Source organism: Neolewinella antarctica (genome assembly GCF_011927835.1).
GTDB classification, from domain to species: domain Bacteria; phylum Bacteroidota; class Bacteroidia; order Chitinophagales; family Saprospiraceae; genus Neolewinella; species Neolewinella antarctica.
The window spans coordinates 390408-417200 of sequence record NZ_JAATJH010000002.1 but is presented as its reverse complement, the minus strand read 5'-3'; the positions used below and the strand labels follow the sequence as shown (position 1 = coordinate 417200).

The 26793-nt window shown below is 54.4% G+C and carries 26 protein-coding genes; 21 read left to right on the top strand and 5 right to left on the bottom strand.

Translation table 11 applies throughout. The annotated features are described in order from the left end of the window. The first annotated feature begins 29 nt into the window (after positions 1-29). On the top strand, positions 30-830 hold the full coding sequence (locus tag GGR27_RS06975; protein WP_168036699.1) for a 3'-5' exonuclease: 801 nt from the start codon (positions 30-32) through the stop codon (positions 828-830). A 380-nt stretch (positions 831-1210) separates the two neighbouring features. After that, on the top strand, positions 1211-1981 hold the full coding sequence (locus tag GGR27_RS06970; protein ID WP_168036698.1) for a DUF695 domain-containing protein: 771 nt from the start codon (positions 1211-1213) through the stop codon (positions 1979-1981). A gap of 155 nt (positions 1982-2136) precedes the next feature. On the opposite strand, the gene GGR27_RS06965 is transcribed toward GGR27_RS06970, so the two are convergent. Beyond that, positions 2137-2682: a hypothetical protein gene (locus GGR27_RS06965; RefSeq protein WP_168036697.1), complete on the bottom strand. Its 546-nt coding sequence runs from the start codon at positions 2680-2682 to the stop codon at positions 2137-2139. Between the two features lie 452 nt (positions 2683-3134). Here GGR27_RS06965 and GGR27_RS06960 point away from each other — a divergent pair, with 452 nt between their 5' ends. The 14 genes from GGR27_RS06960 (at position 3135) to GGR27_RS06895 (ending at position 18498) form a co-directional block, all read left to right on the top strand. After that, the gene (locus tag GGR27_RS06960) at positions 3135-4349 is read left to right on the top strand and encodes an acetyl-CoA C-acyltransferase (protein WP_168036696.1); all 1215 of its coding nucleotides are present in this window, start codon (positions 3135-3137) and stop codon (positions 4347-4349) included. Between the two features lie 134 nt (positions 4350-4483). Beyond that, positions 4484-6592 (top strand): 3-hydroxyacyl-CoA dehydrogenase NAD-binding domain-containing protein, encoded by a 2109-nt coding sequence (locus GGR27_RS06955; RefSeq protein ID WP_168036695.1) that lies wholly within the window; start codon positions 4484-4486, stop codon positions 6590-6592. Positions 6593-6648: 56 nt separating this feature from the next. Continuing rightward, positions 6649-7929 carry a serine hydrolase domain-containing protein gene (locus GGR27_RS06950; RefSeq protein WP_168036694.1) on the top strand — a complete coding sequence of 427 codons (1281 nt, stop codon included), beginning with the start codon at positions 6649-6651 and terminating at the stop codon, positions 7927-7929. A 103-nt stretch (positions 7930-8032) separates the two neighbouring features. Then, entirely contained in the window at positions 8033-8743 is a 711-nt protein-coding gene (locus GGR27_RS06945; protein ID WP_168036693.1) for a hypothetical protein, read from the top strand. Positions 8744-8838: 95 nt separating this feature from the next. Continuing rightward, entirely contained in the window at positions 8839-9549 is a 711-nt protein-coding gene (locus GGR27_RS06940; RefSeq protein WP_168036692.1) for a hypothetical protein, read from the top strand. 254 nt (positions 9550-9803) lie between these two features. Continuing rightward, the gene (locus tag GGR27_RS06935) at positions 9804-11282 is read left to right on the top strand and encodes a DASH family cryptochrome (protein ID WP_168036691.1); all 1479 of its coding nucleotides are present in this window, start codon (positions 9804-9806) and stop codon (positions 11280-11282) included. A 288-nt stretch (positions 11283-11570) separates the two neighbouring features. Then, positions 11571-12617, top strand: a complete 1047-nt coding sequence (locus GGR27_RS06930; RefSeq protein WP_168036690.1) for a PorP/SprF family type IX secretion system membrane protein — start codon at positions 11571-11573, stop codon at positions 12615-12617. A 358-nt stretch (positions 12618-12975) separates the two neighbouring features. After that, positions 12976-13467, top strand: coding sequence for a peptide-methionine (S)-S-oxide reductase MsrA (gene msrA, locus GGR27_RS06925; protein WP_168036689.1), 492 nt, complete (start codon positions 12976-12978; stop codon positions 13465-13467). A 162-nt stretch (positions 13468-13629) separates the two neighbouring features. Next, positions 13630-14082: a bactofilin family protein gene (locus GGR27_RS06920; protein WP_168036688.1), complete on the top strand. Its 453-nt coding sequence runs from the start codon at positions 13630-13632 to the stop codon at positions 14080-14082. Continuing rightward, positions 14069-14293, top strand: a complete 225-nt coding sequence (locus GGR27_RS06915; RefSeq protein WP_168036687.1) for an AtpZ/AtpI family protein — start codon at positions 14069-14071, stop codon at positions 14291-14293. Before GGR27_RS06920 ends, GGR27_RS06915 begins: the two co-directional genes overlap by 14 nt. A gap of 16 nt (positions 14294-14309) precedes the next feature. Then, positions 14310-14726, top strand: a complete 417-nt coding sequence (locus tag GGR27_RS06910) for a hypothetical protein (RefSeq protein ID WP_168036686.1) — start codon at positions 14310-14312, stop codon at positions 14724-14726. Then, complete coding sequence (locus GGR27_RS06905) at positions 14723-15586, top strand: M15 family metallopeptidase (RefSeq protein ID WP_168036685.1); 864 nt, start codon at positions 14723-14725, stop codon at positions 15584-15586. The genes GGR27_RS06910 and GGR27_RS06905 overlap by 4 nt, the downstream gene beginning before the upstream one ends. A 122-nt stretch (positions 15587-15708) precedes the next feature. Continuing rightward, on the top strand, positions 15709-16059 hold the full coding sequence (locus tag GGR27_RS06900) for a hypothetical protein (RefSeq protein WP_168036684.1): 351 nt from the start codon (positions 15709-15711) through the stop codon (positions 16057-16059). Between the two features lie 102 nt (positions 16060-16161). Continuing rightward, positions 16162-18498, top strand: coding sequence for an alpha/beta hydrolase family protein (locus GGR27_RS06895; protein WP_168036683.1), 2337 nt, complete (start codon positions 16162-16164; stop codon positions 18496-18498). 8 nt (positions 18499-18506) lie between these two features. On the opposite strand, the gene GGR27_RS06890 is transcribed toward GGR27_RS06895, so the two are convergent. The 4 genes from GGR27_RS06890 to GGR27_RS06875 form a co-directional block, all read right to left on the bottom strand. Continuing rightward, a complete protein-coding gene (locus GGR27_RS06890; RefSeq protein ID WP_168036682.1) occupies positions 18507-18938 on the bottom strand; it encodes an FKBP-type peptidyl-prolyl cis-trans isomerase in 432 nt (143 codons plus the stop codon). A 78-nt stretch (positions 18939-19016) separates the two neighbouring features. Then, positions 19017-19637, bottom strand: coding sequence for a hypothetical protein (locus tag GGR27_RS06885; protein ID WP_168036681.1), 621 nt, complete (start codon positions 19635-19637; stop codon positions 19017-19019). A 104-nt stretch (positions 19638-19741) separates the two neighbouring features. Then, positions 19742-20302, bottom strand: a complete 561-nt coding sequence (locus GGR27_RS20545) for a transposase (RefSeq protein WP_168036680.1) — start codon at positions 20300-20302, stop codon at positions 19742-19744. A 676-nt stretch (positions 20303-20978) separates the two neighbouring features. Continuing rightward, the gene (locus GGR27_RS06875) at positions 20979-21515 is read right to left on the bottom strand and encodes a DUF3575 domain-containing protein (protein ID WP_168036679.1); all 537 of its coding nucleotides are present in this window, start codon (positions 21513-21515) and stop codon (positions 20979-20981) included. Positions 21516-21655: 140 nt separating this feature from the next. On the opposite strand from GGR27_RS06875, the gene GGR27_RS06870 reads away from it, so the two are divergent. The 5 genes from GGR27_RS06870 (at position 21656) to GGR27_RS06850 (ending at position 26443) form a co-directional block, all read left to right on the top strand. After that, positions 21656-22966 carry an ATP-dependent DNA helicase gene (locus GGR27_RS06870; RefSeq protein WP_168036678.1) on the top strand — a complete coding sequence of 437 codons (1311 nt, stop codon included), beginning with the start codon at positions 21656-21658 and terminating at the stop codon, positions 22964-22966. Between the two features lie 378 nt (positions 22967-23344). Next, complete coding sequence (locus GGR27_RS06865) at positions 23345-24118, top strand: glucose 1-dehydrogenase (RefSeq protein WP_168036677.1); 774 nt, start codon at positions 23345-23347, stop codon at positions 24116-24118. Positions 24119-24306: 188 nt separating this feature from the next. Further along, positions 24307-24615: a hypothetical protein gene (locus GGR27_RS06860; protein WP_168036676.1), complete on the top strand. Its 309-nt coding sequence runs from the start codon at positions 24307-24309 to the stop codon at positions 24613-24615. 57 nt (positions 24616-24672) lie between these two features. Beyond that, complete coding sequence (locus GGR27_RS06855; RefSeq protein ID WP_168036675.1) at positions 24673-25896, top strand: hypothetical protein; 1224 nt, start codon at positions 24673-24675, stop codon at positions 25894-25896. Continuing rightward, on the top strand, positions 25886-26443 hold the full coding sequence (locus GGR27_RS06850; RefSeq protein ID WP_168036674.1) for an outer membrane beta-barrel protein: 558 nt from the start codon (positions 25886-25888) through the stop codon (positions 26441-26443). The genes GGR27_RS06855 and GGR27_RS06850 overlap by 11 nt, the downstream gene beginning before the upstream one ends. The last annotated feature ends 350 nt before the right edge of the window (positions 26444-26793 follow it).

Genomic DNA, 26793 nt, shown 5'->3' with positions numbered 1-26793 from the left:
CTTGCGCCACACCCCGAAAATAAAAACCCATGCTCCCCCTCGACAAAGACCTCGTTTTCTTCGACCTCGAAGCCACCGGCCTCAACATCATCACCGACCGCATCGTCCAGATTGCGCTGATCAAACTCCGCGCCGACGGTGGGCCGAATGAGGAGCTGGAGATGAAAATCAAGCCCGACGTGGCCATTAGCGCCGAGGCGAGCGAGGTACACGGTCTTTACGAAAAAGATTTGGTTGACGCACCGAGCTTCAAGGAGGTTGCACAGCAGTTGTACGACTTCATCGGCCAGTCCGATTTAGGCGGTTACAATTCCAACCGCTACGACGTCCCGATGCTTCAGGAAGAGTTCTACCGCGCCGGGCTCTACCTCGACACCAGCGCCCGCCGGCTAATCGACGCCCAGATCATCTTCTACCGAATGGAGCCCCGCACGCTCGCGGCCGCCCTCAAATTCTACGCCAAAAAGGAAATGACCAACGCCCACGACGCCCTGGCCGACGTGCGCGCCACCGTCGACGTATTCGAAGGACAGTTGGGCGCGTACGCGGGTGCCGAGTTTGCGGAGGAAGGCAAAGAGACCATCCACCCTTTCGCCGATATGGACGCCGTAGCCGCCTTTTGCGCCGACGATCGCTTTCTCGACGCGACCCGCAGACTCAAGCGCGGCCCCGACGGCACGCCCCAGTTCAATTTCGGCAAGTATTCCGGGCAGAACGTGGCGGACGTGTTTAGTAAGGACGCCCACTACCTGAAGTGGATTTTGAGTAAGGACTTTTCTACGGAGGTTAAGGCGTTGGTTAAGGCTATTGATGATGCTCGGCGGGGGTAGGTATCTATTTTAATGGTATATTGCACGTTCATTCAGGTTGAAAAATGGCCATTTATTAACGTAAACAGTCATACTACTGGACATTGTCCCCGGACGCTTGGAGGACCTCAACAATTTCGCCTTCGGCTTCACGGCAGAGGACGCTCCAAGGTCCTCAAGTAGAATTTTAGAACCTTGGAGCGTCTCGAAACTAAAGCGTAGCGAAGGGTTTCGAGTCCTCCAAGCGTCCAATTTGAAAATGTCCAGTAGTGTGGTAAACAGTACTGTAATCCAGATAAAAAATATTGGGAAGCGCCAGGAAAAAAAAGTAATACTGTTGAAATACCCAAATAATGAAATTATTTACAATAATCCTATTATTACTTACAACAGTAACCACCATGGCCGCTCAGGAAAAAGCAGAAAATTGGGATGCTTACATCGCTGCTTACGAAAACGGACTGCCGGGATCTACAACTTTGAGAATGGACTTAATAAATAATGTTCCGTTCCATAATTTCCCTTTTATCGTAATTACGGGGATTTCGTACAAAACTACCAGAGAAGATAGATTCCCAGAGAGTGGTACGTTGGATTTTTTGTACGAAGTCGGAGAAGAACTGACTGAATTAATCACTCATGTCACTCAGTCTCTTCCGGTGGGTTCGTTCACGCACGATGGAGAGAGATTAGAATACTTTTACGTGAGTGACACCTTGCACCTCAAAGAGGAAATCGAGAAGTATTATACGCAAAAACACGCTGGTTTTGGATTTCACCTGAAGGTTGAAGAGGACAAAGACTGGACCTGTTACCAGGACTTCCTTTATCCAAATCAAGAGATACTCAATTACATGGCTGATGCATCGGTCGTCGAGAACCTAAAAAAAGGTGGGGACTCTTTGACAAAGGTGAGAAGGGTCGATCATTGGTTATATTTCTCAACCGCGCGCGACATGAAGAAGTGTAAGAAAGAAGTAGAGGAACAAGAATTTGTCATTCATACTTCTAGAAAAATTAAATCTTCTTCACTAAATTTTCAACTTCAAATTTGGAGAACTGATAAAGTCGACATTGATTCAATCAACAAGATTACTTCCTCACTACGAAAGACTGCGATTAAATGTGATGGCAATTATGATGGATGGGAGACTTCAATTGAGCAGGATTAAAATCCACTCACTCATGCTTTCACAAACTTTACTTTACTAATCGAACGGTAACCGACTGTAGCCAACACGTATCTGTAGCAGCGACGTAGGATTAGTCAGAATGTCGGCAGAAATCTGAATTGATTATTTTTTCAATACAAAGGCATCAACCCCACTCACTCCGCCAGCAGTTCAGCCACTGATATTTTTGTTTTTAATATCTTTTCGGGCAGTTGCAAGAAAGGCTCCACCACGAAGCTAAAAGCACCCTCACCATTGAAACGCCAGTAGTTACCCGCTAATTCTCCCGTCTCCGTTTTGATATTTAGCTGAGGTACTTGGTTGGTCGAATATCGGTCTTTACCCGCATCGTACCAGATTCCAAATACTTCCAAATCCTCGGGGTTCGTGTAGCTGATGGTTATCCTCGTCCGTATGCCCCCCTCACCGGAAAGCAAGGTGAGCTTCTTCCCGGGAAAAGCAGCCAATTCCGTTGACCACGGTGTTTCGTTATCTTCCCAGTTAACGATTTTTTCCCACTGTTTCAGTACGAGTGCTGCTTCTTCCGCCGATCTGGAAAAAGTGAATAAGTCCTCCTGCGTTATTTCCATCCGTTGTGCCTGGGGGTTTATCGTTACGGTCGTTTTGTCAGCTAGTACGGAGGGGTTTCCCAAACCAAAAAAAGTGCTGAGAATAAAGAATAATACGTTTACCTGTTCCATTTATTTTGCTGTTTATTCACGTAATAAGTCATAACCCAGAGCGCGTCGGTTAATACTCCAACTTGATACTATTTGCATCAGGAAGCACCTAAACCATCACCCCACAAATATAAACGATTAGCGAGATTTGGGCTTTGCGTCGCAGCGTAGCGGCACGAGTTGCGGTCGGTAACTCACTCAGGATACAGCACACCATACGCAGTTGGGCGCACCCGGCTCAGGTATTTATCCGCCCACACGCCCTGCACCCGGGGCAGGAAAATATTTCGCTCGCACCAGCAAACACAGTATCGTTACTCCTCGCTAAAAAACCCCGCACCCGCGACCGCGCCAGCTAGTCCCGCACTTAGTCGGGACGACCGCGCCTACCACCAAACCCAAAATCCCCCCAACCAAAACCAACCGGATGAAGTAACTTACGCCGACTGCAGACCAAAGACCCCAGACCAAAAATGCCCATCCCCGCCTACATCTACGACGCCCTCCGCAGCCCCCGCGGCCGCGCCGAAGGCACCGTCGACCTCTACGAAGTCAAGCCCATCGACCTACTGAGCCAGTGCCTGCGGGCCTTCCAGCGCCGCACCGGCATCGAAGACCTGCCCGCGAGCGTGGACGACCTCATCATCGGCTGCAACACACCGGCCGGCGACCAGGGCTACAACATTGCCCGCGCCGGCCTACTCAACGCCGGGTGGGCCAACGCGCGGGGTGGCCTGCAGATCAACCGCTTCAACACTTCCGGCCTCGAAGCGATCAACCTCGCCTCAGCGCGCATCAACGCCGGCTACGGCCGGGTGATGATCGCCGGGGGCATCGAGTGCATGAGCCGCGTGCCGACCTACCTCAATAGCGGCCCGATGATGAACGACCCGGCCACGGTCATCAACAGCCACTACATCCCCCAGGGCGTGGCGGCCGACCTCGTCGCGAGCCGCTACCGGTTTTCCCAGGCGGACCTCGACGCCTACGCCGTCGAAAGCCACCGCAAGGCCGCCGCCGCCGCCGACGCCGGTCACTTCGCTTCCAGCATGGAGCCGATCCTGGACCAGAACGGCCTCACCATCCTCGACCACGACAGCGTGATCAAGCCGGAACTCACCACCGAGGATCTCAAAGACTTACCCGCCCGCTTCGCCGAGATGGGCCTGGCTGGCTTCGACGAGATGGCCCTCCACCGCTTCCCGCTGGTCGACCACGTCGAGCACCTCCACACCCTCGGCAACACTAGTAAACCAGCCGACGGTTGCGCACTAGCGCTACTCGGCGACGCGGCTTTCGGGGAGAAACTGGGCTTAAAACCCCGCGCGCGCATTCGGGCGGTGGCCATGTCCGCCGTGGACGCGACCCTACTCTCCGGCGGCGTCAACGCTTCCGACCTGGCCCTCGAACAGGCCGGCCTCACCAAAGCTGACATTGACCTTTGGGAGTTCAACGAATCTTTCGCCGCGCCCACCCTCCGCTTCCGGCAGGACCTGGACATCGACCCCGACAAGTTCAACGTCCTCGGTGGCGCGATCGCGCTCGGGGAACCACTGGGCGCCGTCGGCGGCATGATGCTCTGCCACCTGCTCACGGAGTTGGAGCGGCGCGACCTGACGCTGGGTAGTTTGACGATTGACGCGGGTGCCGGGTTGGCGGTCAGTACGATCATCGAGCGGGTGGGGTAAGGGTTGTTTATCCCAGTCCCCTCAGTTTTTCCCATCCGCCGGGGAAGCAATGTTTTTGGGGCAAAACTCCAGAAAAGGCTTCCGATTTCAACTTTAATTTCAAGACTTCCGGTTAGCGACACAAGCACCAAGCCATGATTGAATACCTAAAAGACACGGACAACATCGTCACGCTGATCCTGGACATGTCCGGCCGGCAAAGCAACTTGCTGAACCACGAACTGGTCAGCGCCTTCAAGCCCGTCATCGAGCACCTCCAGCGGGAAAAGAAGGCCGGGCGGCTGCGCGGCATCATCATTACTTCGGGCAAAAAAGATTTCCTACGGCAGGGCGACCTGACTTACCTCCGCGAGTTAACCGACCCCAAAAAGGCGTTCGACCACGCCCAGGACCTCAAACAGTTTCTCCGGGACCTGGAAATGCCGGGCGTGCCCGTCGTCGCGGCCATCAACGGTGACGCGCTGGGCACGGGTTTCGAACTCGCCCTGGCCTGCCACCGGCGGATCGCCCTGGCGAACCCCAAAATGCGCCTCGGCCACCCGGAAGTCAAGATCGGGTTGATCCCCAGCGGAGGCGCGGTCATGCGTCTGCTGTGGATTTTAGGCATCGAACGCGCCTACCCGCTACTGATGGAAGGCCGCCGCTACAGCCCCCAGGAGGCCGTCAAGGTCGGCATCGTCGACGAGCTGGCGGAAGACCAGGACGAACTGATGAGCAAGTCAAAAAAGTGGTTACTTTCCGACCCGCCGAGCCGCCGCCCGTGGGACGATGTTTTCGCAAAAATCCCCGGAGGCTCCGCCGCCGACCCAAATCTCGGCCACCGCATCCGCCTGCTCACGGCGCGCCTGTCCGCCGACACGAACGACCTCTACCCCGCCGCGCGGGCCATCATCGACCTGCTGGCGGAGGGCTCTAAGCTGGACTTCGAGACGGCCTGCCGCGTGGACAGCCGTCACTACGCCAAGATCGTTACCGGGGAGGTCAGCAAGAATATGATTTCGACCTTCTGGTTCGACAAGCAAGCGATTCGGGACGGACTGGGCCGGCCGAAGGGCTTCGGGCGCTTTCGGCCCCGGCGGGTCGGCGTCATCGGCGCGGGGCAAATGGGCTCCGGAATCGCTTTCCTCTGCCTGCGCAACGGGCTAGAAGTCGTGCTGAAGGACGTCAGCCAGCCGATCGCCGACCGGGGGCGCGACTTCGTGATCGCCAAAATAGACGAGTACATCGAGCGCGGAACCTTCCAGCCCGAGGAGAGAGAAGACCTGCTCAGCCGCATCAAGACGACGGACAAGAGCAAAGATTTTCTGGACTGCGACATCGTCGTGGAGGCCGTTTTCGAGAACAAATCCATCAAGCAAAAAGTGACGCGGGAAGCGGAGGAGCAACTGGACGAGTTCGCGGTCTTCGCGACCAATACCATCTCCATCCCCATCACCGAGCTGGGTAAGCAGAGCCTCCGCCCGGAAAACTACGTGGGCATTCACTTCTTCCCCCCTGCGGAGCTGTCGAACGTCGTCGAGATCATCCAGGGCGAGCGGACGAGCGACGAAACCATCGCCCGTGCGTTCGATTTCGCCACGGCGATCCGGAAACTTCCCCTGGTCGTCCAGGACACCTGGGGCTTCTTCGCCGCCCGGGTCCGTAACACTTACATCCTGGAGGGCGTCACGATGCTCAACGAGGGGTACCCCGCGGCGCTGATCGAAAACATGGGCCGCCAGGCGGGCATGACGGTCGGCCCCCTCGCCCTGGCCGACGAGCTCGGTTTGGAGCTCGTCATGCGTTACGAGCAGCAGGCTTCCGAGCACTACGGCGACCGTTACCAGCAACACCCCGCCGTGCCCGCGCTGGAGAAAATGCTGAACGACATTAACCGCGGTGGCCGGCAGAAGCGAGCTGGCTTCTACGATTACGACGCGCAGGGGCGCGGCCGGCTCTGGGAAGGATCGGCGGAGTATTTCCCGGTAACGAAAGATGATTACAACCGCCGCAGAATGGAAGACCGCTTTCTTTTCTGCCAGATCATCGAATCCGCCTGGTGCTTGCAGGAAAAGGTAATCACCGAAGAAGCCGCGGCTAACCTAGGGAGTGTGTACGGCTGGGGCTTTCCCAAATACACCGGTGGCGTGCTCCGCTACGTAGAGAGTTACGGGCACGAGCGGTTCCAGCAGCGGTGCGGGGAATTGATCGAACGGTACGGGCAGCGATTCACGGTGCCGAAGTACTTACGAGAATTGAGCTAGATGTAGATTATATTTAGGGCCATTCCGGACGGGCGCAGGCCCCGCAAACACCCAAAATGAAAGTATTACGCCTGGCGGCTCTCCTGCTTGTCACCAGCCTGAGTAGCTGCCACATCGGTCGGTTTTTCGTCTACAACTTCGCGAACATCACCGACCACAAGATCTTCCCCGCCACGGAGCTCCCCGCGTCGAGTGCGCCCGCGCCCTTCGCGGTCCAGCCACTGGGCCCGGCGTTGGTGGACGAAGTGAGCCTCGGGGTGCCGAAGCGGGGGAAGATGAACGTCTCGCAGTACCTAGAAAACGAAACGTCGACGACGGCCTTCCTCGTCATCCGTAACGACTCCATTCTTTACGAACGGTATTTCAACGGTTACGAGCCGCAGGACATTTCCACGTTCTTCTCCGTCAGCAAATCCATCACGTCGCTACTCGTCGGCATTGCGGTGGACGAGGGGATTATCGAAAGTATAGACGACCCGGTGACGAAGTACATTCCCGAGCTGCGGGATGCGGCGGAGGGCTTTAAGCGCCAGACGATCCGTCATTTACTCAACATGCGGTCGGGTTTGGCTTACACGGAATCGTATTCCAACCCGTTCGCGCCGATGGCTAAGCTTTACTACGGGCGCGACCAGCTGGGGCAGATCGAGAAGATGGACTTTCGGGAGGAACCGGGAACGGTCCACCGTTACCAGAGCGTGTCGACGGCCATCCTGGGCATCGTAGTCGAAAAGGCGAGTGGTATGCCACTGGGCGACTACCTCGCGCAAAAAGTGTGGGAGCCACTGGGCATGGAATACGCCGCTTCCGTGAGCCTGGACGACAAGAAACACCGCTCGGCGAAAGCCTACTCCGGGGTGAACGCTACGGCGCGCGACCTGGCGAAGATCGGCCGGCTGTACCTAAATAAGGGGATGGCGGGCGACCGGCGTATTGTTTCCGAGGCGTGGATCGAGGCTTCCACGACGCCGGATTTTGCCAACGATCAGTATCAATATCAGTGGTACAGCATCGGGGAATCGCTGCGGGAGCCGGACGGTAAGCAAGTGATGTACTTCCCGGATTCGCTGGCGGCGGCGGCCTACGCTCCTCAAATTGAGGCGGACTACGTCCGGACCATGGCCAGCGAACGCAAGCCCGGTCAGTACTACCTCGACACGGCCACCGACGAGTACTACGCCCAGGGCATCCTGAACCAGTTGCTGTACGTCGACCCCACGGACAACCTGATCATGGTCCGGCTGGGCAAGAAGTGGGATGGTGGATATTTGTGGTTGTTCGAGGCGATCAGGGAAGAATTGACGGAAGCGGAGGGCGCGGACGCGGGTGCCAGGTAATTGCGTAACGTAGCCCTACCTACGTAGCAAAATATTATCGACCTAACCAGCAACTGTGTTAGGTCGATAATATTCATTTTCCATGGGAGTAAGAATAGATTATATGCGTTTCACTATATATACATTACTTTTGTTGTTTACGTACGCAGCTGATCTCAGTGCGCAAAAAGTAAGCTTCACCCCTATTATACAAAACGCACGCAATAAGCAATCATTAAAATCAATAGAAGGCTTTACCAACGTACTATATGAAATCAGTGATCAGTCATTTGATCATTTAGAATTTGGGGGTCGTTTTGATCTCAGGCTATTCAACAATAGAAATATCGTTCTGTCCATTGGTGCACACGGCAGAAGACTACGTACTTCTTTCGCAGCCAGCCTAGAAGTACCAACCATGACTAGCTCTACTAAGGACATCTTCGTTATGGTAAACACCAAAAAATACATAGCTTCTTTTTTGGAGGCAAGTTATCAGGTAGAGCTATCACACAAATTTAAGGTTCAACCCGTATTAGGAATAAAGTGGTTGACGCAAATTGATAAGAATAAGGACACGGATTTATTTCCACGTCAGGAGGAACCAGATATACAAGAATTTGAAGAAGCCGTCGAAGGTTCCATCAAGCCAAGCCATCTGTTCTACGAGTATGGGATTAACCTGACTTATCGGCGTTATGGCGTGTTTATCCGTCATGGGAGCCATTTGAGTAGTTCTATCACGGACGACCTAGACGACGATGGCACGCAGCGTAGCTTTAGTAACCGCTATAGAGTGTCGACGATTGGTCTTTCCTACGAACTTTTCAGGTAAGAACTCCACGCTTGTGTCTCTATCCGCTGAAAACATGTACCCAACGAGAGTTAGGTCGGTAATAAGTCTCATTCATAACAGCAAGAATTGATTACATGCGTTTCATTATCTACACGCTATTTTTATTACTGACGTACGCGCCCAATCTAAGTGCACAAAAAGTAAGCTTTACCCCTTTCGTACAGCATTCACGCAGCAAGCACACGCTCAACACAACAGGAGAATTTGCTAACGTACGATACGAAGTCAATAACGATGCCTTTGGATATACGGAATTTGGGGGTCGATTTGATCTAACGCTATTCAACGATAAAAGTATTGTCTTGTCCATCGGTGCACACAACAGGACAATAACCACCTCTTTTATAACTCGTTTAGAAGTGCCAAACAGTAACACTAGTGTTGACGATCAGTCTGTTATAACAAATACGAAAGAATACATAGTCCCTTTCCTAGAGGCGAGTTATCAGATAAAATTGCCGCGTAATTTTAGCGTCCAGCCAATACTAAGTATAAAGTACTTGACGGAAATTTACAAGAACAAAGACACGGATTCCTTTCCTGGTGTTTGGGAAGAACAAGTGAAGACATTCATAGAAGCCGTTGAAGGCTCTATCAGACCAACCCACTTATTCTTCGAGACCGGGCTCAACGTGACCTACCGGCGTTATGGCATATTCGCTCGTCATGGCACTCACTTAGGTAGTTCTATTACTGACGATCTGGACGACGGTGGAACGCAACTTAGCTTTGGTAACAGCTATAAGGTATCTACGATCGGTTTTTCCTTCGTGCTCTTCCGTTAAGGCCCTCGTACTTGCGCGTTGGCCTTGCCCCCCCCCCATTGGTTTGACCCCGTTAACACCGGGTGCGCAGGTCCGCTAGGGACCACGTACCCGGTTCGACTGCGAGCTCAGGCTCCTTCCTACCACCAAACCCCGCACCCGCGACCGCGCACAAAAGTGATTGTCGGAAGCAAAGTAAAACCCAGGTAAAAGCGGTTAGAAACCACAACCAAGCCCCCCGCCTCCCGTTAGCCAGGAACACTATTAACACCCCCATGGCGAAGCGATTAGGCATACTTTGGTTCCGGAACGACTTACGATTACACGACAACGAAGCGCTGACGGACGCGCTCAAACACGCTGACGAACTACTACCCGTTTATATCTTCGACCCCCGCGTCTGGCGGGACACGCTGCCCCTGACCGGCTACCGTAAGATGGGCGCGCACCGGGGCCAGTTCATTCTGGAAAGCCTGATCGACCTGAAGCAAAATTTACGCGACCGGGGGAGTGATCTGCTCGTCCGCTTCGGCAAGGCGGAAGAAGTCTTGGCCGAACTCAGCCAGGAAACCCACGCCAGCTGGGTCTTCTGCAACCGGGAAAGGATGGATGAGGAGTTGAAAATCCAGAACGCCGTCGAAATCGCGTTGTGGGCGATCGGCCGGGAAGTCTACTTCAGCCGGGGCAAGCTACTTTACTACACCGCCGATTTACCCTTTCCGATCACCCAAACGCCGGACGTGTTCACGCAATTCCGTAAGGACACCGAGCGCTTCACGCCCGTCCGTGACCCCCTACCGGCCCCCAGTAAGATCCACGCCTGTGAGGACGCTATCGACTACGGACAGATTCCGGACCTGAGCGAATTCGACCTGCGCCTCCCCCCCGAAGACCCCCGCGCGGCCATCCGCCAGCGAGGTGGCGAAACGGCCGGCCTGGACCGACTTGCCTACTATTTCTTCGAAAGCCAGGCCGTCGATACCTACAAGGAAACGCGCAACGGGCTGATCGGCTCCGATTACTCGACGAAGTTCTCGGCCTGGCTCGCCAACGGTTGCCTGAGCCCCAAGAAGATTTACTGGGAACTGAAGGCGTACGAGGACAAGAACGGCGCCAACGACAACACTTACTGGGTGCACTTCGAGCTGCTCTGGCGGGACTTTTTTCGTCTGCTCGGCAAGAAGTACGGCAACAAGATCTTTCACAAGGGCGGCATCAAGAAGGAGGCGAAGGACTGGTCGCAGGACAAAGAAAAATTCCAGCGCTGGGTGGACGGAACGACCGGCACGCCCTTCATCGACGCCAACATGGTCGAGATCGCCCGCACCGGCTTCATGAGCAACCGCGGCCGGCAGAACGTGGCGAGTTACCTGGTCAAGGACCTCAACATCGACTGGCGCATGGGTGCGGAGTACTTCGAGCACATCCTGACGGACTACGACGTGACGAGCAACTGGTGCAACTGGATGTACGTAGCCGGCGTCGGCTCCGACCCCCGGGAAGACCGGTACTTCAACATCATGTCGCAGGCGCAACGCTACGACCCCCAGGGGGAATACGTGAAACTTTGGTTGCCGGAACTGGGTCAGGTGCCGGCCGAGTCCGTCCACCACCCGGATGGGCTAACCGATGCGCAGCAAAGCCAGTACGACCTACGCCTGGGCGCCAGTTACCCGATGCCACTGGTGCCGAGCGAGAAATGGATGAAGAAAAAAGGGGCACACAAAGCGGGGCGCGGGCGGCGGCGGCGTTGAATTGGTGAAGGGAAGTATTTACTTACCAGGTCGACCTTTTTGTGGGGTTAGGAAGAACGGTAAGTGTCGAGCGCGAAGCGAGACGAGTTAAATCTCCACGACCGTAAGGGCTAAAGATGGATTCGTGTAGACTACGATTATCGAAGCGCCCGTTAACTCCCGGTAACGGTCCTTAACACTCCCCCGACATTTAGCCCGGGGTGATTTTCGTACATTTGCTTCATCCCGACTGTCTACTGCTCGATTCAGCGGCCTTTCCTACCCACCCAGTGTAGCCTACTTTAAATTATGCGTACATTTTACTCTCTCTGTTTTTTCATTGTTTGTTCCCTCAGCGTTTCCGCTCAGGACATTCACTTCTCTCAGTTCTACATGTCGCCGCTCAATCTGAACCCGGCCATGACGGGGGTGATGAATTGCAACAGCCGCGTCGCGATCAACTACCGCAGCCAGTGGGCGTCCATTCTGGGCAGTTCCGCTTTCCAAACTTACTCCGTCAGCTACGACCAGCGCATTGCCGTTGGACGTGACGATAACTTCGGCATCGGTGCCACCTTCTGGGGCGACCGGGCCGGGCAGGCAGACTTTGCAACCACCACCGGCAAGCTGTCGGCGAGCTACGCCAAGAAAGTAGGCGGTAGCCGCAAGTACGGCAACTACCTCGTGGCCGGCGTTGAAGGCGGCGCCGCGCAGCGCAGCCTTAATTTCCTAAAACTTCGCTGGGGCACCCAGCACGACGGCGCCGGTGGGTTCGACCCCGCCGCCCCGACGCTCGAAACGGGTTTCGACCGCGATCAATTTCTGTTCATGGACCTGGCGGCCGGCCTGCTCTGGTTCATGGTCTTTGACGAAAACAACAGCCTTTATGCCGGTGGCTCCTTTCACCACCTGAACCGGGCGGACCAGAGTTTCAGCAGCGCCGAAGAGGACCTACTGTACAGCCGCTACACCGTCCACGCCGGCGGTGAGTTCATGCTCGGTCGGCGCATCGGTTTGGTGCCGGGCGTCATCATGATGAGCCAGGGGCCAAGCTTCCAGGTTAATGCGGGCACCAACGTAAAATTCCTGCTCGACGGGGGCCGCAACACCAATACTCAGTCCTTTCAGGTCGGCTTGTGGACGCGGGTGAGTAACCGCCTCGACGACAGCGTACTGACGGACGCCATCATCCTCAGCAGCCGCTTCGACTACGAAAACTTTGCCCTCGGCTTCAGCTACGACATCAACACGAGCGGCCTGAGTGACGTGACGAACGGCAACGGCGGCTTCGAGCTGAGTCTGCAGTACAAGATTTGTGGGAAGCAGCAGCGGGGGGTGTACTGTCCTACGTTTTAATTAATGGTGATCTTTGTTTTATACTTCTGGATTTTTGGAGTAAAGAACAAAGAGTAAAGAACATAGAAAAGGGACGTACTGGCTTGGAGTCGGTGCGTCCCTCTTTATTGGACATCAGTCCGCTGGTCACCCGGATCATTGCTTTAATCAGTTTCGTCTGGTGATTCGACCTGCGCTAGAATACGGGGTGACCCGGGTGGACAAATCGACCAAATCGGCGGGCAACGCGCTGCGGGGATCAACTTTTTACTTGTTCCGGAATTTACGAAGAAGCTTGAGTGGTGGTAACAATTTTACCCGGCCTACCGGAGCGTCAAACCGATGCGGGGGCTTAACCTCAACCATAAATTTGAAGACAATGAGCAATCTAAAAAAAGCGTACATCGCCGGTGGCTGTTTCTGGGGGATGGAAGACCTGTTCCGGGTGCGGCCCGGCGTTAAGGACACGGAGGTCATCTACCTCGGTGGCGAGAACGAAAACCCGACCTACCGCAACCACCCGGGCCACGCCGAAGGGCTCGAAGTGAGTTACGATCCGCAGGAGACGTCCTTCAAACTCATTTTGGATTACTTCTTCCGTATCCACAACCCGACGACCGTCGACCGCCAGGGCAATGACGTTGGTTCGAGCTACCGGTCCGCCATCTTTTTTCAAGACGAAGAAGAAAAAAAGGTCGCCAAGGAAATGATCGCCGTGGTCAACAAATCCGGCAAATGGCGCGCCGACGCCGCCACTACGCTCGAGCCCTTCACCCGGGCCTGGGCCGCCGAGCCCGCTCACCAGGACTATCTGGTTAAAAACCCCAACGGGTACACTTGCCACTCGGAACGCTTTGGTAGTTTCGTTTAGAACCGCCTGCATTCATTAGGCCCGTTTACGCTGCCGATGGCGGAAAGGCCCTACGGAAGCACGCTCAAATTTTGCGGTCCAACTCAACGGACAAACCGCTACCTTACGCGGCCGGGCGAGTGCTGAACTAGCACTTAGTCCGACCACTACAGTACCCAACTCATGGCCTGGAATAGCTACAAATCCGGTAAGAACATCAAAAAAGACTTACCAGGTAGATCGCCCGGCCAATCCGGTACGGGTGTTAACGTTATCGACGCGGGGACTCGCGTGGAGGGTACCATCAAGGCGGACGGCAATCTGCGTATTGACGGGACGCTGATTGGTGATTTGAACTGTAGTGGGATGCTCATCATCGGCCCGGAGGGAGCTATCAGAGGCGACGTCACTTGTCAGAACGCCATCATCGAGGGTAATTTCGAAGGTAATTTACTCGTGCGGGAAGTGCTAACGTTGGAAAGCAATTCCCAGCTTAATGGCGACATCAGGGCGCAGAAGATGGCCGTGCTCGGTGGCGCACAAATCGCCGGTGCTTGTACCGTGCCGTACCTCGGGCCACCCAACGACAACGACACGGCCCCACCCCCCAAACAACTAGCCAATGCAAACGCCTGACCCCGGGAAGCCAAACCGGAAACTCGATCAGAATCGCGACTGGGTGAAGTACAGCGCGATCGGCTTCCAGATGGTTGCCGTGATCTGCGCGTTCGTCTTCGCCGGCACCTGGCTCGACGAGCGGTTCGCGACGGGCTCGACCTGGACTTTGGTGCTGAGCTTAACTGGCGTAGGGGCTGGTTTGTACGTAGCTTTGCGCGACTTTATCTAGCGCCACAACGCCGCTCATGACCTACGCACGCTACGGAATCTTCTTGGCCGTCACCACCCTCATCGCGGGGCTACTGGCCGCCGCGGCCCACGCTTACTGGGACATTGATTACGCCCTCCCCCTCACGGTGGGGATGATCATCCTTTTGCTGCTGCTCAGCGTAGCGATCTTTTACTTGAGCAAAAGGACGGTCGGGGCGGCGAATAAGTTTTTGTTCAGCAATGTGTTCATGGGGGCTACGATGGTCAAAATGTTTGCCTGCGGGGGCTTGATCGGGGCGTACATCGTGCTTGGGGAGCCGGCCGGTAAGATGTTCATAATCCCCTTTTTCACTTCCTATTTTGTCTTTACGCTGCTGGAGATCATTTGCCTGGTGACCATCGCCGGCGAGGCGCAGGAAGCGGAAGCGGCGGCCAAACTCGAAACCTCATGAAGTATCTCAGTTGGTTGCTCGCGCTGCCTTTGTTCGGCTGTACCGTTGACGCTCCGCAGGGCGCGGACGCGGGTGCCGTGGAAGTCCGGAAGAGCAGCGTAAGTTCGGTTACCCGGGACACCACTGCTCCCTCCCTAACTAACCTGGCACCGGCGATAGCGCCCACAAACTACGATTCGACCAGGCCTCCCATTCCCAGCTACGAATACCTGACGGGCAAATTCGACCCGGCCGTTCACCCAGACTTCGTACCGGTAGCCGCCGAGTACACCGACGGTGACCCCTACCTTCTACACCGGGAAACCTACGTCGCTTTCGAAAAAATGCACGCCGCCGCGAAGGCCGACGGCGTCACGTTAACGATGGTTTCCGCCACGCGCAACTTCGCCCGGCAGAAGCAAATTTGGGAAGCTAAGTGGAACGGCCAACGCCTGCTGGAAGGCACGCAAAAGGCCGATGTTGTCTACCCGGACCCCGCCGACCGCGCCCGCGCCATCCTCCGCTACAGTTCCATGCCCGGCACGAGCCGCCACCACTGGGGCACGGATATCGACCTAAATGACTTGGAAAACAGCTACTTCGCCAGCGGCACCGGCAAGAAAGTCTACGACTGGCTCACCACGAACGGAGTAACCTACGGCTTCTGCCAACCCTACACCGCCAAGGGTGACGGTCGCCCCAACGGCTACGAAGAAGAAAAATGGCACTGGAGCTACGTCCCCCTCGCCGCCCGCCTGACCGACTACGCCGCCAGCCAACTAAAGGACGCCGACATCAGCGGGTTCGACGGGGCGGAAGCGGCGGTTAGTATTCGGGTGCTGGAGAATTACGTGCTGGGGATTAATCGGGCTTGTAGGTGAGTCTTTGGTTTACGGTCTTTGGTCTGTAGTCTACGGTCTTAAGACTGTAGACCAGAGACCAAAGACTTTAGACCCAAGAACTTGCCACGTAAATATCTTGTTGCTCCCATAAATCGCCCAGCATGGAATTATACGACATCAATCGCTTTGCCCTCATCGTCACCCCCAGTGAAGCGCTGCTCAAATGGGCGATCAGCGAGGAGCCGACCCTGAGTGAGGAGGTAGACCCCGACGATACGGACGATCTGGCGACGGTTTACCTGCTGCCCGATTTCGGAGACATGGAAGAAGCGGAGGACTGGGTGGAGCAAAACGCCGATGCCGTCCTGGAAACGCTCCTGGAAGAGTGGATTCCGGATACCGAGCTGTGGCCCGAGAAGCTCGACTTGGAGCAGCTGGAGAAATACGCGGACTTTACTTTAAGTAATATGGTGATCGACACGGTCGACGCCGCTTACGACGAGGAGGAATAAATCGGCCTCCGCACGTACCCCCCGACAAGATTGATTTGCTTTTCTGGATTACGGATTACTTCGTAACCATCCACCACCTACGGCCCACCCCACCCACACTGCATGCACTACCAAACACCCTCCGCCGCCATTGCGGACCTGGTTAACCTCAAACCGGACCCACTCATGCTTTTCGGCCCCGACCGTAAGCACATCGTCATGGCCGACCGGCCGAATTACCCTTCCATCGAAGAGCTACGGGAACCTAAACTCAAGCTCGCCGGCCGGCTCATCAACCCCGACACATTCACGCCGCACGGGCACCGGGGCTATTTCGACCCCCGCGTCCGCAACCTGGATACCGAAGAAGAACTACCGCTGCGCGGCGTCCCGGCGGGTGCTTATTTCCGGTACTTTAACTGGTCGCCGAACGGTAAGCGGATCGCGTTCTGTCTCGCTACGCCGACGGGTTTGCAGTTGTGGTCGTGTTCCATCGATGACCTGGAGTGCACCCCGCACGGGGAAGCTACCATCAACAATAGCCTCGGTGGCTCCCCCTTCGACTTCGTCAACGACAACACGTACCTCATCCGGCGGCGGAATCCGGCGGCGGTACGCCCGGTGAAGGAGAAGAAAGTGTTGGGGCCGAACGTGCGTGACACGAGCGGGAAAGAAGGTAGCAACCGCACGTACACGAATCTGCTTCAGACCCAGTACGACGTAGACCTGTTCCGGTACTACAGTAGTGGCCAACTCTACCTCCACGACGGGGTTAGCGGAACGGAAGAAAAGTGGGGGTCGGCGGGCATCATCGCCGGTCTGGCGGCCAGCCCCAATTATAAATACTTCCTGGTCACTTTCGTCGAGGAGCCCTTCAGTTTCAACGTACCCTACGACAAATTTGCCGACCGGGTCGAGATTCTTGACGAGCACGGGGAGCGGGTAGTCTTGCTGGAAGAACGGCCAACCATGGAGCACCTTCCCCCCGCTTTTGGTTCGGTTATCACCGAGCGCCGCCGCTTCACCTGGCGGAGTGACCATCCGGCCCAGGTTTTCTGGACGAAGGCACTCGACGCAGGAGACCCCCGCAACGAAGCTGATTTTCGCGACCAGCTTTATGCCCTCACGGAACCCTTTACGGGCGAGCCGGAGCCCAGCGTCAAGCTGCCCCTTCGCTACGGCGCGGTCGGCTGGTGCCGGGGTGATTTGGCCATCATTGTCGATTGGAGCTGGAAGGAACGCCGCCAGGTTACCCGCCGTTGGTGGCCGGACGAACCTACGCGCGAGCCCGTCATCATGTACGACGTGAACTGGGAGGATAGCTACAACGACCCGGGTAGCTTCGTGAGCATCACTAACCCCCAGGACCACAACGTGCTGCTCACGCGCGACCAGGGCAAAAAGCTCGTGCTGACCGGCTCCGGCCACGGACCGGCGGGCACCCAACCCTTCGTGGATGAATACGACATCGCCACCGGAGCAACGGAGCGCCTTTGGCAAAGCACCCCGCCCCACTTCGAACGGCCACTGTTTTTCCTCGACCAGCACCCGGATTACTTCATCCTCGCGCGGGAGCAGAAGACGGAGCGACCCAACTACTTTCTACGGCAAATTTTGACGGGCGAGGAAACGCAACTGACGCACTTCGAGCATCCCTACCCGCAGCTTCGCGACGCGAACTACGAGAAGGTCCAGTACGCGCGGACGGACGGCGTGAAGCTTTCCGGAGAGCTGCACACGCCGCAGCACTTCAAAGCCGGAGAAGACGCTCCCCTGCCCATTCTTCTCTGGGCTTACCCACAGGAATACAAAGACGCGGACAATGCGGGACAGGTGACGACCAGCCCCCACCAATTTACCCGGATATCTCCACTAGCTCCCCTACCCTTCCTCGCCGCCGGTTTCGCCGTGTTCGATGACTTCGCCATGCCAATCGTCGGTGAGGGTGACGTGGAGCCCAACGAAACGTTCGTGGAACAAGTGAGAATGAACGCGGAGGCGGCGGTAAAAACGCTGGTCGATGCAGGTGTGGCGGACCCCGAGCGCATTTACGTCGGTGGCCACAGCTACGGTGCCTTTATGACCGCGCACCTACTAGCGCACACGGATCTTTTCGCCGGGGGCATCGCCCGCTCGGGTGCTTACAACCGGACGCTGACGCCATTCGGTTTTCAGGCGGAAGAACGCTCCTTGTGGGAGGTGCCGGATACCTACATCAAGCTCAGCCCCTTCATGTACGCGGATAAGATCGACGCGCCCTTGTTGTTGATTCACGGGGAGGAAGATTCCAACAGCGGCACTTACCCGGTGCAGAGTCGGCGACTGTTCAAAGCACTCAATGCGCTCGGCAAGACGGCTCGCTTGTGTTTGTTGCCCTACGAGGACCACGGTTATGCAGCGGAAGAAAGTATTTTACACATGCTCTGGGAGATGGAAACATGGATGAGCAAAAAGGCTTAATTGATTGGTTAAACCAACTCAACGTAAAAGACTAACTCGCTATCACCCGGAATCTCTGGCGGATAACCATCTTTTCCGTAGCCTAAAGCGGGTGGGATAAACAGCGTAGCGCGGTCACCCCGCCGCATGAGCGCAATACCAACATCCCAGCCGTCAATTACCTCGCCATTACCGAGGTGGAAGCGAAAGGGCTTACCGGAGGCAAAATTATCGTCGAATACTTCTCCGGTCGCGGAGAGTAAGCCTACGTAAAGGACTTGCACCCGTTCGCCGCGCAGAAGTTGGCGGCCATCGCCCCGCTCGTGGATCACGTAGCCTAAACCACCGGTAGTTCGTTTGGGGTTGAGATCGCCGGATTGGTAATCGGTGCGAACGGATTCGGCGTGGGCGAGCACTGCGGGGCGGCGGGATTTTATGCGGGCGGTTTCTTTCTTTTTCATTTGGGGGGTAAGGTAGCGGGGACCGGGAAGAACTTGGAGATTGAGTAGGAGTGAAGCTCTCGATTCATTGTCAACAAACTACAGACCCACTGAGATGCCAGCCCTGATTGACCTACTTCGAATAGGTAATGCCGTTGCTGACAAATAGTTAAAATACCGGTCATACAAGTTAGAAAAACCAAACTCGTAACCAATACTAAGCAAAACAGACCTTTTTTCAGCGACCTTTACAAAGCTTGCAATATTCCAGTAAAGTCTTACGACTGACCCCGCTTCATAGTTTTTAGAGAAGGCTTCTAAATCGCTACTGATTCTTGCGTCATCCGAATTTGCGGAAGTTGCAACTAATCTGTCACCATAAACAGAAACGGTACCGAATAATTTTTTCGCAAGTATTGTACGTTTAAACCCTAATTCAAGTCGAACGGAAGATCGACCAATGGAGAGATCGTTGAAAGAATTAACAGTGGAAAAATACCTGTAGCCAAATCCTAATACAAAAGAGTTTGTCTTCTCACTGGTTTGGTAGTACAAACCTACCAAAGCTGTGTTACCCCAAGTGAACTTGTTGGAAATGTGTCTACCTTCGATTCTTGAAATTCCGTATTCGACATTTCCACTCAATTCGTATTTTGATTGAGCATCTAATTGACCCAGCGTTGCTAGCAGAAATAAGATAATAATATGTTTTCTCATCATCGTACAATTACAAATTTAGAAGTTTGACTCTCTGATCCATCGGCGAATTTTAGAATAATACAATACACCCCCCCAGGATATGCATTTAAATTTATTTCTTTGGCTCATGTATTTTGAGGGGTGAAAGCCGTTGCTTGGATAAATTCACTCGTGACAATTTTAGTATCATGAAACCACTGATGCATGCCGACGTAATGCCAAAGATAGTGTTTGCTAACGCCTCTGAAAGGTCTCAGAAAATTGCGTAGTCCAGTCCAAAATCCTTCCGCCGTATTAGTATATACCTCATTAATTCCATCTCCATCATCGTCTTTAGCCCATTCTTTAATATGGTGACAGACGGTTGCGTGATGAACGCCTAAATCAGCGAGCTTCCAGTAAGCTAGATGCTCATCAGTATGGCAACTTCCTCTCATGATTCGTTGCTCGGCTAACTTGCTCTGGACTTCTACTTTTGTCGTGCGCTGTCGGACGTGCAAACGTACTAGGCCCGTCTCACGTCCGATCGTTCCCATTATTCCCGGTCGGTCGTTGGCGAAGTTACCGAGCCCCTTTTTTTTATTAGCCCTCCGCCGAGGTGGGTCTTGAGGATCTAGGTGGGCAATTCCTTTTTCTCCAGCGATTTGGTAAACTTCGTCCGTTTCGGTAACCTCGACGTGGAACAATCCTGTCCATTTGAACGGATCATTATTATACGCATAATGTATGGGTTAGGTCACACTATTAGACATTTCAAATCGAACGCTTGGAGGACTCGAAACTCTTCACTACGCTTTGGTTTCGAGACGCTCCAAGGTTCCAAAATCTTATTTGAGGACCTTGGGACGTCCTCCGCCGTGAAGCCGAAGGCGAAATTGTTGAGGTCCTCCAAGCGTCCGGGAGAAAATATCCAGTAGTATGGGGTTAGGTATAATTCATATTGTCGTATCTTCAAATACGCTATTTAACTTGAGGCCCAACAAACACTTGATGTCCGCTAAAAGTCTTCTATTCACTCAATATTTCATAAGCGACAATCTGAATTACACCCTATGGGTTGTTAGCCTTTCTGAGATCGCTTCTCTATTAAAGAGAAAGACTTATTGTGCAATATCATAATACCTAAGCCAACTATTTATGAGTGGATTATCTCTCTGTGCCGGTACAGACGTAAGCGATCAAACATTTTCACACGGCAGGCAGTCCCGAGTAAACTTAAATAAATCAGCAGCGCAGCCCGTTCCTAACATTGCCCCAATAGCTGCGAAAGCATTATCAAAAAAGTAGCCTAAATTGAAGCTCCCGTACGCTACTTGGGCAAAATACCATCAACTTTGCACCCGCGACCGCGCAATAAAAACATTAGAACCGGTAGCCCGCCAAAATACCCAAACGCAAATCAAACGAACTCGCAAAGCCGAAGGCGCGCGAAGACAGATCGCGCGCACCAAAGAAAGTGCCCCGCCCGAGGCCGGCATTGGTTTCGATAACGATGCCCCGCTCGGAGACCCACTTGTAGCCCATCAGAACACCAAGCACGCCACGGGTGCCGCTTAACAACAGGTCGGCACCGATTTCTTCCGCCCTGACGAGTACGACCTTACCGTAAGCGCCGACGAAGAACCGGTCCGCGCCCAGGCTAGGGCTAACGTAGTAGCGCACTTCGGGAATCAGGCGAGCACCCCGGCGGCGGAACTCTTCATCGTTCAGACTAAATTTTGTGGTCGCGTAGGCCAGGCCGACCGCTACGGAAAGATTCGGATCGACCATGGCGTCACCAGACACGTTGATGCCACCGGTAACTAGAGAGCCGACGTTAATCTTAGCGTCGACCCGCAGCTGCGCAAAGGAAGCGGTGGACAAACAGCAAAAAAAGGCGAGCAGAAGAAAACGGACCATGATGTGTTACTATTTGGCGCGGGGCAAAGGAACGCCTAAATAAAGTCTCCGTGCCAGTGCCCGACAAAGCTTTACGAGACCTTTAGGAAAGCGGCTTAAGACCGTCTTACCACGCCCCGCCCACCGTATCTTCGCGAACCATGGAAAACCCCACCGCCCTCGAACCGCTCATTCTCTCCGACGATTTTAATTACGCCCTCGAACGGATGGAAGCCGGCGCGAACCTATTCATTACCGGGCGGGCCGGGACGGGCAAATCTACCCTGCTGCAAATTTTCCGGCGCAGCACGCAGAAAAACGTCGTCGTCGTGGCACCCACCGGCGTGGCGGCGCTGAACGTGGGCGGGCAGACGATCCACAGCCTGTTTGGCTTTCCACCCCGCTTACTACAAAAGAAGGACGTACGGCCCAACCGCCGCTACAAGCGCCTATTTCTGAACCTCGAAACCTTGGTCATCGACGAAATCAGCATGGTCCGTGCGGACATGATGATGGCGATCGACTACGCGCTGAAGATTAACCGGGACAGCGGCAAGCCCTTCGGCGGCGTGCAGGTGATCTTTTTTGGGGATTTGTACCAATTGCCACCCGTCGTGAGCACGCAGGAAGAGCGGAACTGGTTCAGCTTAAAATATTCGAGCGCCTACTTTTTCGCCGCGCCCTGTCTGGACTACATCGACCTGGAAATGATCGAACTACAGCAGGTTTACCGACAGGACTCGACCCACTTTTTACGGCTGCTGGAGGCGATCCGCAACGCAACGATGGACTACGAAGAACTGGAAAGCCTGAACGAGCGCCACGTCGAGGATTTTACCGTGGAGGAAGGAGATAATTACCTCACGCTCGCCGCTCGTAATGCAACCGTCAATAAAATCAACGTCACGGCGCTGGCCGAAAACCAAAACCCGGAGATGCTGTACGTGGCGAAAGTCACCGGTTCGTTTAAGGAAAACCTGTTCCCCGTCCCGGGTGCGCTAAAGCTAAAGGTTGGTGCACAAGTCATGACCGTGCGCAACGACACCGACCGCAAGTACGTCAACGGAACGATCGGCACGGTGAAGGAATGCAAGCCGGAATCGGTCATCATCACCATCAAAGAAGACGGAAAGACGGCGGACATCGAAGTCGGTTACGAGGAGTGGGACATTATCCGCTACAAAGCCGACGACGCGGACCTGACGAAAATCGGTACGGAGTCGATGGGGAAATTCAAGCAGATCCCCGTTCGGTTGGCCTGGGCGGTGACGATTCACAAGTCGCAGGGCAAGACGTTCGACCGAATCATTATCGACTTGGGAAGCGGTGGCGCATTCGAGCACGGGCAGACGTACGTAGCCTTATCTCGCTGCCGGACTTTGGAGGGCATCGTGCTGCGCCGGCCGTTGACGCCGCGGGACGTGATGATCGACCCGGCGGTGGTGGAGTATTATGAGATGATGCGGCGGTGAAGGAAGGGGTTTGGGGTCTTTGGTCTTTGGTCAATCTATTATTTGGGCGGCTTGTTGATTCTGCCGGGCACGGAACCAAGGCGGTAGCCGACGCCCGTAGATCGGTATTCATAATTATTCAAGCCTCTCTAGTTTGAAAATGATAGCGTCATGCCTACACAGCACAGATTTTTAGTTCTTTAGTTTCTGAACTTTAGGTTAAATATGTATATTTGGGATCTCGCCGATTGATTGTGGACGCTGTGTCGCTGAGAGCAGCTAATAATTTCAGGCCATTGATACAGTGATTATTACACCAATAAAGCAGTATAATTATTTATCTCGTTTATTCTCGGCGATGCTTCAAACATATTTTCTTAATCCTAAAAATTCTTAATAATGGACTTCTCAAAATTATTCGACCTCAGCGGTAAGACTGCCATCGTAACCGGCGGCGCCAACGGCATTGGCAAGGCTACGGCCGTCATGCTGGCCAAGGCGGGCGCCAACATTTCCATCGGAGACTTCAAACTAGCGGATGCCGAAAAAACCGCCGCCGAGATTCGTGAACTCGGTGTAAAAGCACTTGCCGTTTCCTGTAACATACTGGAAGACGACCAACTCGTAAATCTTGTAGACCGCACCGTAAAAGACCTGGGCGGAATCGACATTCTGATCGCTAACGCCGGTGGTGGTGGCGGTGGCCGGGAGAACCCGTTTAAGATTGACCGTAAAGACTTTGAGCGCGACTTTCAGCTTAACGTGTTCAGCACCTGGCGCTTGTGCCAACTCTGTGTACCGCACATGAAGGACGGCGGCTACGGTTCGATTGTGATCACCACGTCCATGTCGAGCATCAACAAGAGCCCCAACATGAGTGGCTACGCGAGCTCTAAAGCCGCCCTCAACCACATGGCCGCTAACCTTGCGCACGACTTTGGGCCGGAGGTACGAATCAACTGTGTCGGGCCGGGCGCTACCCGTACCGCCGCGCTGGAATCAGTCCTGACGCCGGAGATCGAAAAGACCATGCTGGCGCATACGCCGATTAAACGGTTGGGCACGTCCGACGACATTGCCGGGGCGATGCTCTACTTCGCCTCCCCGGTATCGGAGTGGGTCAGTGGCCAGACCATTTTTGTGAATGGTGGTGGTGAGCAGGTGTTGGAGTAGATGATTTGTGGCCGGCGGTAGACGGTCTGTTTACTGCCGGCTTATTTTTTGTCCGCGCCGATCATCCCTCACAAATACTAGTGTAGCCCGTTCAGCGAAGCATTAGATCAAGCGCTTGCCGGGGAATTAGTGCTCCCAACTGGTTTGCGGCACGGTTGGCCATTTTATTCAACTACCAATCCGCTTTCATGGAAATCAAGACCGATACGCAGTTATTTCAAGATGCCTTGAAGGGTAGTACGATCAATACGCTAATTAATGGTGCGATTCAGTACTTCGTGTTGTGGGGTACGACGCCATTACCACTTCCGCGCGATTCCATCGCGAACGAGGAGCACACGGTACTCGGTGCTGGCGTATTAGCCTTTCCGTTTTGGCTCCCGGCCACCTCCCCCGCACCTGCGTCAGCGCCAAATAATGTTTACTACGGGGCGCGGCCGCTGGTGCAAAGTAAATCAGCCGGAGCAGTGGCAAATCTCCAGGAGGTGATAAATTAATACCGTAAAATTAATTACTTCTATTCCTCAAATCCGCGCTCATTTAAATGGACCCATATGAAAGTAATAGCTACCGCGCACATAATATATTCCCTCGCGAGCCGTACGTTGTTGGCATTCTTCTTATTACTTTCCCTAAGCCTCAACGGACAGGACGAAGTAGCGAGACCCGCCGCCCGCGCGCTCTACGAATATTTCGACGAAAAGCTGCCGGACACCTTATCCGCGAATAAGCATAATTTCTATCCGGTGCTTTCCGGAAACGCCGCTTCGGGCGTAAACCTGTTGATGGAGGGACCGAAAGCCTTAGTCGAGCGGCCCCGTTTCCTATCCATCGACTTCAGAATGGGTAGCCAAACCACCGGCCGGCGGGTGTATCAGCAACTTTGGCGCTATCCGGAATGGGGCGTGGGGTACTATGGCGTTAAACTCTACAACGATGAGGTTTTCGGCGTGCCGAATGCACTATTCGGCTACATCGATATTCCGGGAAAAACCTTTTCACCGGAGCGGCGCTGGACGTGGGGTTACCACATTGGTGGCGGGTTGAGCTTTAATTTCCAGCCCAATAATCCGGATTTTAACCCGCTCAACAACGTAATTGGCTCCTACAACAACGTATTTATTGATCTGGGCTTTTGGGCTAGCCACAAATTATCCGAATCAATAGACATCAGGGGCGGGTTTCAGTTTATCCACTTTAGTAACGGGGCGAGTAGTTTACCGAACCAGGGGATGAACATGATTGGCCCCAATTTGCAAATTAAGCACCATTTGGTGCGGGAGCGGCCGACGACCTTTAAGCGTGACGACATTCCCGAGTGGACATCTCGCCATGGTTTATTCGTTTACCAGGCCATCGGTGGCAAGCAGGTCACTTCCGGGGGCAAACGCTACTTCAATTCCACCACTGGCCTGGCTTACAAATGGTGGAGCGGCTACCGTAACCGCTGGCTCGTGCAGGCGGACGTATTTTATGATTCCTCAAATAATACCGGGGAGGGGCCGCGTGATATCGTCCCGGTAGCTGACCGAGATAACCCCAACAACTTGTACAGCCTGGGCATTTTTGCGGGCCACGAAGCGGTGTATAACCGTTGGGGGTTCGTGGTGGGTTGGGGCGTGCACGTAGCCCGCAGGTATGAGTACACGAGTGTACACTACCAGCGGTTTGGGGTACAGTACCGGGTCTGGAATGGTCTGGTGGTCGGGGCGGGGCTTAAAGCGCGGACGTTTGCCGCGGATTACATCGAATGGTCAATTGGATACAATGCATTTTAAACAACTACCCTTTGTCTTTTTGCTCCTGGCGGCAACCGTAAGCCCTCCCCTGGCGGGGCAGGCCTGGGGGGAGCTGTTCATCGTTCGGTCCGTACCGCTCGACGATCAATTTTCGCCAGATTTTAGCTTCCGTGACCTGACGGATGCCAACTATGGCATCGGCCTGGGGCTTAGCTATTCCGTTGACCGCGTGTCGGTGGGCCTCGATACCCGTTACGTAGAGTACAAACCCCGGATCGAGGGATTGGAAGTACGCTCGTTTCGAATCGGGCCGCGGGTAGATTACGTGTTCTCCGAAACCCGGCGCTTTATTCCTTACGTAGGGCTTTCCGGGGCGATCCACCAGATCAAAGCTATTGTCGGGCCTTCGCTCTCTACGCTGGAGCGCCAGGGAAATACTTACGTCGGCTTTGGGGTCCGTGCCGGCGGGGTTCTGATGCTGACTGAGCAAGCGGCGCTGCGATTGGGTGCCGAGTACAGTTACCTAAACGACTTTCCACACCTTGATTTCACGTTGGGGTTTGCTTACGATTTTGGAGACTTTTGACGCGGCGGTAGCTGAGCATAAACTTGGGGCACGTTGGTACTTTAGCTGCGCTACTCCTTCGGGATAGTCATAGCTAAGTGAGTATTTTGTCAGTGACAACTAGCGCAGAAGTGGCTAAAACAAGGCTGGAAGGTAAAGTCCTATTATTCTCTAAACCGCGGTATGCCAGTTGCCTAATTGGCTCGCCAAGGCAATTATTCCCGTTGAGATAATCCGCACGTAGTGAAGTAACGCGAAATTTCGATAACTTAACTGATCTGGTCCAGATCACGTCGGTGATGAATCTACTCGGACAACGTCGAAATAATTTTCACTCCCGGTGAGCCACATTTAATTACGAGAATAAGCTC